Annotated in this window: 9 protein-coding genes and 3 pseudogenes; 4 read left to right on the top strand and 8 right to left on the bottom strand. The window is 69.0% G+C overall.

The features are described from left to right. Positions 1 to 62: 62 nt before the first annotated feature. The 6 genes and pseudogenes from HK415_RS04295 to HK415_RS23780 form a co-directional block, all read right to left on the bottom strand. Positions 63 to 1985 carry a PrkA family serine protein kinase gene (locus HK415_RS04295; protein WP_171556894.1) on the bottom strand — a complete coding sequence of 641 codons (1923 nt, stop codon included), beginning with the start codon at positions 1983 to 1985 and terminating at the stop codon, positions 63 to 65. 193 nt (positions 1986 to 2178) lie between these two features. After that, positions 2179 to 3189, bottom strand: a complete 1011-nt coding sequence (locus HK415_RS04290; RefSeq protein ID WP_171563162.1) for an SIS domain-containing protein — start codon at positions 3187 to 3189, stop codon at positions 2179 to 2181. Then, positions 3179 to 4312 (bottom strand): N-acetylglucosamine-6-phosphate deacetylase, encoded by a 1134-nt coding sequence (gene nagA / locus HK415_RS24520; protein ID WP_309246573.1) that lies wholly within the window; start codon positions 4310 to 4312, stop codon positions 3179 to 3181. The genes HK415_RS04290 and nagA overlap by 11 nt, the downstream gene beginning before the upstream one ends. Continuing rightward, positions 4309 to 4713: a hypothetical protein gene (locus HK415_RS24515; protein ID WP_253261760.1), complete on the bottom strand. Its 405-nt coding sequence runs from the start codon at positions 4711 to 4713 to the stop codon at positions 4309 to 4311. Before HK415_RS24515 ends, nagA begins: the two co-directional genes overlap by 4 nt. Further along, positions 4679 to 4876, bottom strand: a pseudogene (locus HK415_RS26835) (BadF/BadG/BcrA/BcrD ATPase family protein); the annotation flags it as partial. The pseudogene HK415_RS26835 and the gene HK415_RS24515, both read right to left, overlap by 35 nt. Next, entirely contained in the window at positions 4876 to 5196 is a 321-nt protein-coding gene (locus tag HK415_RS23780) for a hypothetical protein (RefSeq protein ID WP_216369731.1), read from the bottom strand. The pseudogene HK415_RS26835 and the gene HK415_RS23780, both read right to left, overlap by 1 nt. A gap of 150 nt (positions 5197 to 5346) precedes the next feature. Here HK415_RS23780 and HK415_RS04275 point away from each other — a divergent pair, with 150 nt between their 5' ends. Next, positions 5347 to 5955 carry a 2-hydroxychromene-2-carboxylate isomerase gene (locus tag HK415_RS04275; RefSeq protein WP_171556893.1) on the top strand — a complete coding sequence of 203 codons (609 nt, stop codon included), beginning with the start codon at positions 5347 to 5349 and terminating at the stop codon, positions 5953 to 5955. Between the two features lie 71 nt (positions 5956 to 6026). On the opposite strand, the gene HK415_RS04270 is transcribed toward HK415_RS04275, so the two are convergent. Beyond that, positions 6027 to 7841: an AMP-binding protein gene (locus HK415_RS04270; protein WP_171556892.1), complete on the bottom strand. Its 1815-nt coding sequence runs from the start codon at positions 7839 to 7841 to the stop codon at positions 6027 to 6029. An 89-nt stretch (positions 7842 to 7930) separates the two neighbouring features. Next, positions 7931 to 8793: pseudogene (locus tag HK415_RS04265) on the bottom strand (amidohydrolase family protein). Between the two features lie 103 nt (positions 8794 to 8896). Here HK415_RS04265 and HK415_RS04260 point away from each other — a divergent pair. The 3 genes and pseudogenes from HK415_RS04260 (at position 8897) to HK415_RS04250 (ending at position 12360) form a co-directional block, all read left to right on the top strand. Then, a pseudogene (locus HK415_RS04260) lies at positions 8897 to 9672 on the top strand (crotonase/enoyl-CoA hydratase family protein). Positions 9673 to 9697: 25 nt separating this feature from the next. Next, on the top strand, positions 9698 to 11578 hold the full coding sequence (locus HK415_RS04255) for a feruloyl-CoA synthase (protein ID WP_171556891.1): 1881 nt from the start codon (positions 9698 to 9700) through the stop codon (positions 11576 to 11578). Then, complete coding sequence (locus HK415_RS04250) at positions 11575 to 12360, top strand: SDR family NAD(P)-dependent oxidoreductase (RefSeq protein WP_171556890.1); 786 nt, start codon at positions 11575 to 11577, stop codon at positions 12358 to 12360. Before HK415_RS04255 ends, HK415_RS04250 begins: the two co-directional genes overlap by 4 nt. The last annotated feature ends 4 nt before the right edge of the window (positions 12361 to 12364 follow it).

Here is a 12364-nt window from a genome sequence, read left to right as displayed (position 1 = left end):
CGCCACCACTGCTGTTGGTCACTGGGCGGCCCTTCCTCTAGTCAAGTGTGTTCGCCGCGTGTTCAGGAGCTCTTGCGGACGCGCAGGTACCACTCGCACAGCAGACGCACCTGCCGCTTCGTGTAGCCCTTCTCGACCATGCGGTTGACGAAATCCTCGTGCTTCTTCGCCTCGTCGGCCGAGGCCTTGGCGTTGAAGCTGATCACCGGCAGCAGCTCCTCGGTGTTCGAGAACATCTTCTTCTCGATCACCGTGCGCAGCTTCTCGTAGCTGGTCCACACCGGGTTCTTGCCGGCGTTGTTGGCCCGCGCCCGCAGCACGAAGTTGACGATCTCGTTGCGGAAGTCCTTCGGGTTCGACAGGCCGGCCGGCTTCTCGATCTTCTCCAGCTCGCTGTTCAGCGCGGCGCGGTCGAAGATCTCGCCCGTGTCCGTGTCGCGGAACTCCTGGTCCTGGATCCAGAAGTCGGCGTAGGTGACGTAGCGGTCGAAGATGTTCTGGCCGTACTCGGAATAGGACTCCAGGTAGGCCGTCTGGATCTCCTTGCCGATGAATTCCGCGTAGCGGGCGGCCAGGTGTTCCTTGATGTACGAGAGGTACTTCTGCTCGGTCTCGGCCGGGAACTGCTCGCGCTCGATCTGCTGTTCCAGCACGTACATCAGGTGCACCGGGTTGGCGGCGACTTCCTCCGAGCCGAAGTTGAACACCTTCGAGATGATCTTGAAGGCGAAGCGGGTCGAGATGCCGTTCATGCCCTCGTCGACGCCGGCGTAGTCGCGGTACTCCTGGTAGCTCTTGGCCTTGGGGTCCGTGTCCTTGAGGTTCTCGCCGTCGTAGATCAGCATCTTGGAATAGATGCTGGAGTTCTCCGGCTCCTTCAGGCGGGTGAGCACCGAGAACTGCGCCATCATCTTCAGCGTGCCGGGCGCGCACACGGCGTCCTTGAGCGAGGAGTTGGAGATCAGCTTCTCGTAGATCTTCACTTCCTCGGTGACGCGCAGGCAGTACGGCACCTTGACCACGTAGATGCGGTCCAGGAAGGCTTCGTTGTTCTTGTTGTTCTTGAAGGCCTTCCACTCGCTCTCGTTCGAGTGGGCCATCACGATGCCGTCGAAGGGGATCGCGCCGAAGCCTTCGGTGCCCTTGAAGTTGCCTTCCTGCGTGGCCGTCAGCAGCGGGTGCAGCACCTTGATCGGCGCCTTGAACATTTCCACGAATTCCAGCAGGCCCTGGTTCGCGAGGCACAGGCCGCCGGAGTAGCTGTAGGCGTCCGGGTCGTCCTGGGCGAAGCTTTCCAGCTTGCGGATGTCGACCTTGCCGACCAGCGAGGAGATGTCCTGGTTGTTCTCGTCGCCCGGCTCGGTCTTGGCGATGCCGATCTGCTTGAGGATCGAGGGGAAGCGCTTGACGACGCGGAACTTGCGGATGTCGCCGCCGTATTCCTCGAGGCGCTTGACGGCCCAGGGCGACATGATGCGCTGCGTGTAGCGGCGCGGGATGCCGAACTGCTGCTCCAGCAGCGGGCCATCCTCGTCGTTGGAGAACAGGCCGAGCGGCGACTCGTTCACCGGCGAGCCCTTGAGCGCGTAGAACGGCACCTGTTCCATCAGCTGCTTCAGGCGCTCGGCGATCGAGGACTTGCCGCCGCCCACCGGGCCCAGCAGGTACAGGATCTGCTTCTTCTCTTCCAGGCCCTGCGCGGCATGGCGGAAGTGCGAGACGACCTGCTCGATCGGCTCTTCCAGTCCGTAGAAGTCCTTGAACGCGGGATAGACGCGGATGACCTTGTTGCCGAAGATCCGCGAGAGGCGCTGGTCGTGCCGCGTGTCGACCATCTCGGGTTCGCCGATGGCGGCGAGCATGCGTTCGGAGGCCGTGGCGTACGTCAGCGGATCCCGTTTGCAGAGGTCGAGGTATTCCTCGATCGACAACTCTTCCTCGCGCTTGGTCTCGTAACGCGTGAGGAAATTGCGGACGACGTCCATGAAGCCTCCTTTGAGCGTACTGCAGGGCCATTCGTGCAGTGCGGCTGTCACTGTACTCTCACACCCGGGTTCTGCCTCAACGCGCCATGTAGGCCGAACGCCGACTTCACTGTAGGTGAACGGTAGATAAAAACAAGAGGTGAGAGTTGCTAGGGGAAACGAGAGCGGCGTGTAAACGACAGTGCGTTTGTCCTCAGCTGGTGCGCGTCACCTTCTTCAGGTGCGGCGGGCTGTCAGGATCGTTGCCGCGCGCTCGCGCGAGCGCTTCCACCATCGGGTAGAAACTCTGGATCGCGCACACCGGATCGAGCTCGGGGATGGGCCCCTCCGCAAGCGTCAGGTTCGCTTCAGGAGTGCCCGCCGGCGCAGCGAGGAGCACGCGTGCACCACGTGCGCGCATGGTGCGCGCCACTTCCAGCAGGCCGGCCTGCGCGGGGCCGCGCGGCGCGAACACGAGCAGCGGGTAACCCTCGTCGATCAGGGCCATCGGCCCGTGCTGGATTTCGGCGCCCGAGAAGGCCTCGGCCTGGATGCCGCAGGTCTCCTTGAACTTCAGCGCGGCCTCCATGGCGACCGGCAAACCGAGGCCGCGGCCGACCACGAAAAGGCGGTTCGCGCCTTGTAGGACAGCGAGGGCGTCCGACCAGTCGGTGTCCACCGCCCGCTGCATGGCCGCGGGCAGCTCTTCCAATGCCGCCGCAAGTGCGGCATCATCCTGCCAGGACGCCACCAGCCGCGCCCCTGCGACCAGCTGCGCGATGAAACTCTTGGTGGCCGCCACGCTCTTCTCCTGCCCCGCATGCAGGCAGAACAGCCATTCCGCCGCGCGCGCCAGCGGCGAGTCCGGATCGTTCACGAAGGCACAGGTCACCGCGCCGCGTTCGCGGAAGTACTGCGTCGGCCCGACCAGGTCCGGGCTCTGCCCCGACTGCGAGAACGCGAACGAGGCCAGGCCCTCGCAGCGGATCTCCGACTGGTACAGCGTCACCAGCGACATCGGCATCGAGGTGACCAGCCGGCCCATGCGGGCCATGATCAGGTAGGCGGCGTAATGCGCCGCGTGGTCGGAGCTGCCGCGCGCGATGGTCAGCAGCGAGGTCGGCGGCTGCTTGCGCAGGCGCTCGCCGAAGCCGCGCCAGCGGTCGCGGTTCTCGGCCAGCTGGCGGGCGACGGCGGCGGGCGCTTCCCGCGCCTCATCGAGCATGCGCGACATCGGTGCTTCCTCCTTCGATCAGGACCTCCTGCACGCGCAGGTCGCGGTCCAGCACCACCACGTCGGCCCAGGCTCCCGCGGCCAGGCGGCCGCGGTCCGGCAGTTCCAGGAAATCGGCGGCGTGGGTGGACAGCCTCCGTGCGGCGTCGTCCAGCGCCAGGCCGATCACGTCCACCAGGTTGCGCAGCGCGCGGTCCATGGTCAGGGTGGAGCCGGCCAGCGTGCCGTCGGCCAGCCGCACCCCGCCCAGGCACTTGGTCACGGGCTGGCGGCCCAGGCGGTACTCGCCGTCGGGCATGCCGGTGGCGGCGGTGGAATCGGTGACGCAATACAGGCAGGGGATGCTGCGCATGGCGGCGCGGATCGCGCCGGGGTGCACGTGCAGCAGGTCGGGGATGATCTCGGCGTACTGCGCGTGCGCCAGCGCCGCGCCCACCATGCCGGGCATGCGGTGGTGCAGCGGCGTCATGGCGTTGAACAGGTGGGTGAAGCCGCGCGCGCCGCGTTGCAGCGCCTGCACGCCGTCCTCATAGGTGCCGGCGGTGTGGCCGATCTGCACGCGGAAGCCGGCGGCCACCAGCCGCGGGATCGCGTCCAGGTTGCCGGGCACTTCGGGCGCGATCGTCAGCAGGCGGATCGGCGCCAGCGCGTCCAGCTCCTTCAGTTCGTCCAGCGACACCGGCCGCGCATAAGGCGGCTGCGCGCCCAGCTTCTCGCTGCTGATGTAGGGACCTTCGAGGTGCATGCCCAGCACGCGCGCCGCGCCGGGTTCACCCTTGCGCGCCAGCGCGCCGACCGGGGCGAGCGAGGCGCGCAGGTCCTCCATCGGTGCGGTCATCGTCGTGGCGAGCAGCGCGGTGGTGCCGTGTTCGGCGTGCTTGCGCGCCACCTGCAGCGCGGCGTCCCCGCCTTCCATGATGTCGCGCCCGGCGGCACCGTGCACGTGCAGGTCGATGAAACCGGGAAGCAGCAAGGGACCGGCCGTGTCGCGAGCGCTTTCGGGTGCGACCGGCGTGCCTTCGACGGCCTCGATGCGGCCGTTGCTGCCGATTCGAAGGGTGCCATCCACCAGGCCGGCAGGCGTGAGGATTCGACCCTTCAGGCTGCGCGTCACAGGGCGGCTTCCGTCTCTTTCCTGGCGGCGCGGCGCGCGACCATCAGCGCGCCCTCCGCGGCCCCGGCCCTGGCCGCGACGATGCGGCTGCGCACGAACGGACGCATGCGGGGCACCAGCCGCTCGCCGATGCTGCCGCTGACGGCCAGCGGCAGCTTGCCGCGCGGATCGATGGCCAGCGCGAGGTCCTCCAGCGCGAGCGTCGCCTGCTCCAGCAGGCGGGCGGCGGCCGGGTCGGTCGCTTCGCATTCGAAGACGGCGCGGGCGAAGCTGGGCGAATTCGAACTGGCCGGCGGTGGCGCACCATTCCTGCAGCGCCTCGCGCTCGTCGCCGCAATGCATCCAGACGCGGCGCGCCAGCGGGCTGGCGTTGACGCGCCCGTCGAACGCGGCCAGGCCATGGCGCACGGCCTGCAGGCCGAGCCAGCCGCCGCTTCCTTCGTCACCCACGCGGAATCCCCATCCACCGACTGTAGCGCGGCTGCCGTCGGCGCGGAGCGCTTCGGCGATGCTGCCGGTGCCGGCGATGAGGATGGCGCCCGGCTGCCCGCCGTGCGCGCCCATCAGCATGGTGAAGGAATCGGTCTCCGCTTCGAGCACGCCGAAGCCGGGGTTGCGCAGGAGGAAGTCCTCGCGCCAGGGGCGTGACTCACGCCCGACAGGCCGGCGGCGAGCGCGCAGCGCTGCCAGGGCGGCACCGCCACGCCGCCGGCTTCGAAGCCGCGGCGGACCGCCGCCAGCACGTTGTCCCAGGCCTGCGGGATGCCTTGCTGCAGCGCCGACGGGCCGGCCAGGCCGGTGCCCACCACTTCGCCGCGGACACGGTGGACCAGCGCGCGGGTGCCGCTGCCACCGCCGTCGACGCCGATGAGGTAGTCCACCATCAGATAGGTCCCCTCCCCCGCTGGCTTTCAGCTGTTCCATGGGGGTTAGAACGGGCTTATTCCCTGGAGTTGCAGCTCGTCCGCGTCAGCGGCGATGCCGTCGGCGCGTGAGCCGATGCAACGGTCGAGCACAAACTGTAAGCTCCGGCCATGGCCGCCCCGCTTGCCTTCTATTTCGACTTCATCTCGCCCTATGGCTACTTCGCCAGCCGGCGGATCGAGGCGCTGGCAGCCCACCACGGCCGGACGGTGGACTGGAGGCCCATGCTGCTCGGCGTGGCCGTGCTCAAGGTCATGGGCCTCAAGCCCCTGCTGGACACGCCGCTCAAGGGCGACTACGTCCGGCGCGACGTGCTGCGGCTGGCCCGCCGCGCGGGCGTGCGGCTCGGCCGCGACCTGAACGCGTCGGTGGGCAATCCGCTGCCGCCGGCGCGGGCCTTCTACTGGGTCAAGCAGCACCACCCGAGACTGGCGGCGCCCATGGCGCATGCGCTTTTCCACGCGTTCTGGGCCGAGGGACGCGACCTGTCGACGCCGGAGGCGGTGGGGGCGATCCGGTTGCCCGAGGGGCTGGATGCGGCAGCGGTGATCGCGGGAGCCGCGAGCGACGAGGCGGCAACGCTGCTGCGCAATGCGGTGGCGGCATCGATCAAGGCGGGGATCTTCGGCTCGCCGACCATCGTGGTGGATGGCGAGCCGTTCTGGGGGAATGACCGGCTGGCCGACGTCGATGCGTGGCTTGCGGAGGGTGGCTGGTGACGCGCCTGCCGTAGGGTGGGCTGCGGCTTCGCCGCACCCCGCCGTTGGGGTTCGCTGGCGCGAAGCCCAACCTACCGGAAAACGATCGTCGTCTCTACCGCAATCGCGCCGAGTGCTTCGCGCAGGCGCTGCTCCAATCGGGGATCCCGCGCCGCGTCCACGGTGACGTCGGCAACGCATCCCGCGCCCTTCTCCCGCGCCGTCACCTGGAGCGCCACCCCCGGCGCCGCCGCCGACAGCACCTCCTGAAGCTTCAGCTCCGTCACCCGCAACCGCAGCGCCGGCTTGTACACCTTGCCCACCGCGGTGAGCGGAAGCGCATCCAGCACCACCACGCGCTTGGGCACCGCCGGCCGCTCGTAGACCTTGCCGGCCACGTCCTGCAGCACCGCCTCGCCTGCCAGCTGCATGCCCGGCTTGAGCGTCACGAAGGCCGCCGGCACCTCGCCCGAATGCGGATCCGGCTCGCCGACCACCGCGCACATGGCCACCGCGGGATGCGCGAGGAAGGCGTCCTCCACCAGCCCCGGATCGATGTTGTGCGAGCCGCGGATGATCACGTCCTTGGCGCGGCCGGTGACGTGCAGGTAGCCCTGCGCGTCGATGTGGCCCAGGTCGCCCGACACCAGCCAGCCCTGTTCGAACATGCCCGCATTGCGCGCCGCATCCGTGTAGCCGGGACTGACGTTCGGCCCGCGCAGCACGACGACGCCGGTCTCGCCCGTGGCGCACTGCCGGCCCGGTGACAGGCTGGCGCCGCCCCAGGGCACGATCCGCACCTCGGTGTACGGCAGCCGCAGCCCGGCCGAACCGGGCACGCGCGGCGCGTGGAAGGGTTCGATCGACACCAGCCCGGCGCACTCCGTCATGCCCAGGATGTTGCGCACGGCGATGCCCAGCGTGTTCTCGAAGCGCGCGGCCAGCTCGGTGGGCAGCGGCGAGCCGCCGGTGTAGGCCACCCGCACCCGCGAGATGTCCGCATCCACCGGCAGGTTGTACAAGCCCGCCAGGATGGTCGGCACGCAGGCGAGCGCCGTGACCTGCTCGCGCTCGCAGAACTTCCAGTAGTTGCGCAGGAAGGCCGCATTGCGCATGCCGCTGACCGTGGGCAGCACCTGCGTGCCGCCGATGGCCAGCAGCGCCAGCCCGTAGACGAAGGCCCCGGCGACGTGGAACAGCGGGAAGCCGTTCACCTCCACCGTCTCCTGGTCGAAGCCGTAGAAGCGGTGCGCGAACCAGCCCGTGTGCGCCTCGTTGCCGTGCGTGTGCCGTACCAGCTTGGGCGCGCCGGTCGTGCCACCGGTGTGGAACAGCGCGGCGATGCGCTCCGGCGCGAGCTGGGGATCGAAGTCCAGCACCTCGGCTTCCTGCGCCAGCGCCTGCTCGAAGCTGCCGCCGATGGCCAGCACGGTGCGAGAGGACAGGCCCGGCACCTTCTGCACCGCGGACCAGACGTCGAGCTCCGCGTCCGGCCCGAGGGCCACCACCACCTTGGCGCCGCTGGCATCGAGCAGCGCCGCGACGTGGTCGGGCTGCAGCATGAAGTTGATCGGGCAGGCGCGGCCCGCCACCTGCGCGCCCCACAGCGCGTAGTGCGTCGCGGGAATGTTCGGTGCGAGGATGGCGACCGCGTCGTCGGGGCCCACGCCGAGCCGGCGGAACAGGTTGGCCGCGCGGTGGACGTTCGCCAGCAGCTGCGCGTACGTGATGCGCTGCGGCGCGCTCGCGAGCTCGCCATCCGGCAGGTAGCTGAAGGCGATGCGCTCGCCGAAACGCTGCGCCGCACGCGCGATCAATCCGTAGGTCGTGCGCGCCGGGATCGCCTCTTCATACGGCGTGCGCTCCAGGGCCTCGATGTCGGCGAGGCCGCGGAAGAAGGCTCTCACGAAGCCTCCCCCAGGCTTGCCCGCTGCGCGGCCTGCGCCTCCCCTCCGCAAGCGGAGGGGGCGAGCGCCTTCGGGCGGCCGTGCGGCGCTCACGCCAGCCCCAGCAGGCGCACCGCGTTGCCCTTCAGGATGCCGGGCATCACCTCGGGCTTGAAGCCGGCTTCCTCGAAGTCCTTCATCCAGCGCTCCGGCGTGATCAGCGGGTAGTCGCTGCCGAACAGGATGCGGTCCTTCAGCAGCGTGTTGGCGTACTGAACGAGCTGCTTGGGGAAGTACTTCGGGCTCCAGCCCGAGAGGTCGATCCACACGTTGGGCTTGTGCGTGGCCACCGAGAGCGCCTCGTCCTGCCAGGGAAGCTGGGATGCGCCATCACGATCTGCATGTCGGGGAAGTCGATCGCGACGTCGTCCAGGTGCATCGGGTTGCTGTACTCCAGCCGCAGGCCGCCGCCGCAGCGCATGCCCGAGCCGATGCCGCTGTGGCCGGTGTGGAAGATCGTCGGCATCCTGTGCGCGTTGATCACCTCGTAGATCGGCCAGGCCATCTTGTCGTAGGGGTGGTAGCCCTGCACCGTCGGATGGAACTTGAAGCCCTTGACGCCCTCTTCCTTGATCAGGCGTTCGGCTTCGCGCGCGCCCATCTTGCCCTTGTGCGGATCGATGCTGGCGAAGGCGACCATCATGTCGCTGTTCTCGCGCGCGGCCTGCGCGATCTCCTCGTTGGGGATGCGGCGGCGGCCCAGCTTGGACTCGCTGTCCACCGTGAACATCACCAGCCCGATCTTGCGTTCGCGGTAGTAGGCGATGGTCTCGGCGATCGTCGGCCGGCGGTTGCTGCGGAAGTACTTGTCCGCCGCGCGGTCGTACTCCTCGCCGTAGTTGTCGAAGGGGTTCCAGCAGCTCACTTCGGCATGCGTGTGCACGTCGATCGCGACCAGGTTCGCGTGGTCCATCTTGTCTCCGGGATCTGTGCCTTCCCAGGGTAATCCCCTAGGTTGGCGGCCTTGATTTGGTTATTGTTTATAACAAACAATCCGCCCACTCCGCAAACGCTTCATGACCCCCATCAAAGACATCCAGCTCGAGATCGACGGCGAGATCGCGATCATCGCCTGAACCGGCCGGCCAAGCGCAACGCGCTGTCGGACGCGCTTGTGCTCGGCGTTCGCGACACCTTCCAGAACCTGCCCACCACGGTGCGCGCGGCCGTGCTCGACGGCGCCGGCGACCATTTCTGCGCGGGGCTGGACCTGTCCGAACTCAAGGAGCGCGACGCCGGCGCCGGCCTGCACCACTCGCGCATGTGGCACGCCTGCCTGGAGGAGGTGCAATACGGCCCCGTTCCCGTCATTGCCGCGCTGCACGGCGCGGTGGTCGGCGGCGGCCTGGAGCTGGCCGCGTCCTGCCACATCCGCGTGGCCGACGCCACCACCTTCTACGCGCTGCCGGAAGGCTCGCGCGGCATCTTCGTGGGCGGCGGCGGCGCGGTGCGCATCCCGCGCCTGATCGGCGCGGCGCGCATGGCCGACATGATGCTCACCGGCCGCGTGTACCAGGCCGAGGAAGGCGAGCGCGCCGGCTTCGCGCAGTACCTGGTGCCCGCCGGCCAGGCGGTCACCAAGGCGATCGAACTCGCGCGCCGCGTCGCCGAGAACGCGCCGCTGACCAATTACGCGCTGATGCACGCGCTGCCGCGCATCGCCGAGCAGCCCGCCGACCAGGGCTTCTTCACGGAGGCGCTCATGGCCGCCATCGCCCAGAGCGCGCCCGAGGCCAAGGAGCGCGTGCGCGACTTCCTGGAAGGCCGTGCCGCCAAGGTCGGCAAGAGCTGAGCGCACCCGCATGCGAGGAGACGACATGAGAGCGCCGCAGAGTGCCCACGCCCGATACCGCCCGCTGCGCTTCGGCGTGACGCGCGCCATCCTGCGCGAGGGCGCGAACGGCGTGCGCTACCTGCGCGCCGAGCAACCGCTGGAGGACCACGCCCGCCGCATGACGGACCGGCTGGTGCACTTGGCCGAAAAGCAGCCCGATCGCATCTTCATGGCGCGCCGCAAGCGCAACGCCGACGGCAGCACCGGCGACTGGCAGACCGTCACCTGGCGCGAGGCACTGGAGCGCGCGCGCAGCATCGGCCAGGCGCTGCTGGACCGCGGCCTGAATGCCGAGCGGCCCGTGGCCATCCTCGGCGAGAACAGCCTGGAGCACGCCCTCGTCGCACTGGGCGCGCTCTACGTCGGCATCCCGCACTGCCCGGTGTCGCCCGCCTATTCGCTGGTCAGCCAGGACTTCGACAAGCTGCGGCACGTGCTGACCACGCTGACGCCGGGTCTCGTGTTCGCCCCCGACGCGCGCTATGCCCGCGCCGTGCAGGCCGCCGTCGGCCAGGACGTGGAAGTGGTGCTCGGCGAGGGCCGCATCGAAGGCCGAGAAACAACGCCGCTGGCAAGCTTGCTCTCCACGCAGCCGACACCCGCCGTGGAGGCCGCGATGCAGGCCACCGGGCCCGACACCATCGTCAAGTTCCTCTTCACCTCCGGCTCCACCAAGCTGCCCAAGGCGGTGATCAACACCCATGCGATGTGGTGCGCCAACCAGCAGCAGATGCGCCAGTCCATGCCGGTGCTGGCCGAGGAGCCGCCGGTGCTGGTGGACTGGCTGCCCTGGAACCACACCTTCGGCGGCAACCACAACGTGGGCCTGACGATCTACAACGGCGGCACGCTCTACATCGACGACGGCAAGCCGACGCCCGCGCTGGTGCAGGAGACCCTGCGCAACCTGCGCGAGATCGCGCCCACCGTGTACTTCAACGTGCCGACCGGCTTCGAGGCGATCGCGCATGCCATGCAGTCCGACGCGGTGCTGCGCAAGAAGCTGCTGTCGCGCGTTCGCATGTTCTTCTACGCCGGCGCCGCGCTGGCGCAGCCGATCTGGGACCTGCTGCACGAGGTGCAGGAAGCGGAGATCGGCGAGCGCATCGTGATGGGCACCGGCCTGGGCATGACCGAGTCCTCGCCCTTCGCGGTGTTCATCACCAACCCGGAGGTGAAGTCCGGCTACCTGGGCCTGCCCACGCCCGGCATGGAACTGAAGCTGGTGCCGCTGGAAGGCAAGACCGAGATCCGCTACAAGGGCCCGAACGTCACGCCGGGCTACTGGCGCAACCCGGAAGCCAGCCAGGACTGCTTCGACGAGGAAGGGTTCTTTCGCACCGGCGACGCCGTGCTCTGGATCGACGAGGCCAACCCGCACCTGGGCCTGAAGTTCGACGGCCGCATCGCCGAGGACTTCAAGCTCGCCACCGGCACCTTCGTCAGCGTCGGGCCGCTGCGCGCGAAGATCATCGCCGCCGGCGCGCCCTACACGCAGGACGCCGTGATCACCGGGCTGAACCGCAACGAGGTGGGAGCCCTCTTGTTTCCCACGCAGAAGATCCGGCAGCTCGCGCCGCACCTGCCGGCCGATGCGCCGCTGAAGGAAGTGCTGGAAAGCGCGGCAGTGCAGGACCACTTCCAGGGCGTGGTCGACGCGCTCGCGCCGGGCGGCACCGGCAGCGCCAACCGCGTCGCGCGCCTGCACCTGATGCACGAGCCACCCTCCATCGACAAGGGCGAGGTCACCGACAAGGGATCGATCAACCAGCGCGCCGTGCTCAAGCACCGCGACGCGCTGGTGCAGGCCTTCCACGACGAGCGCCTGCCCTTCACGCTCAAGCCCACCAAGGAGAACGCATGAACATCCAGGGACAGGCCGCGCTGGTCACCGGTGGCGCCTCCGGCCTCGGCGAAGCCACCGCGCGCGAGCTGGCGCGCATGGGCGCCAAGGTCGCGGTGCTCGACGTCAACATGGAGCTGGCCGAAAAGGTGGCGGCGGACATCGGCGGGCAATCTGGAAACGGCTCCGCCGTGGCCTGCCAGTGCGACATCACCAGCGCCGACAGCATGGCCGCGGCCATTGCCAAGGCCGCCGCGAAACACGGCCCGGCGCGCATCCTGATGAACATCGCCGGCATCGGCACCGCCAGGCGCATCGTGCAGAAGGACGGCAGCCCGGCGCCGCTGGAGGAGTTCGCGCGCGTCGTGAACATCAACCTCATCGGCACCTACAACGCCAGCCGCCTGTTCGCCGCCGAATGCGCGAAGCTCGCGCCGCTGGAGGACAACGAGCGTGGCGTCATGCTGTTCACCGCCTCGGTCGCAGCCTTCGACGGCCAGGTCGGCCAGCAGGCCTACAGCGCGTCCAAGGGCGGGCTGGTGGGCATGACGCTGCCGATGGCGCGCGACCTCGCGCAGCACGGCATCCGGGTGTGCACCATCGCGCCGGGCCTGTTCGCCACGCCGCTGATGCGCCAACTGCCGGAGACTGTGCAGCAGTCGCTGGCGGCGTCGATTCCCTTCCCGCAGCGCCTGGGCAAACCCGAAGAGTTCGCCCAGCTCGCCTGCCATATCGTCACCAACACCCACCTCAATGGCGAGGTGATCCGCCTCGACGGCGCGCTGCGCATGGCGCCGCGCTGATCTT

Origin of the sequence: Ramlibacter montanisoli, from assembly GCF_013087525.1 — a bacterium.
GTDB classification, from domain to species: Bacteria; Pseudomonadota; Gammaproteobacteria; order Burkholderiales; family Burkholderiaceae_C; genus Ramlibacter; species Ramlibacter montanisoli.
The sequence above is the reverse complement of the archived record's forward strand: the minus strand, read 5'-3'. Positions and strand labels throughout refer to the sequence as shown.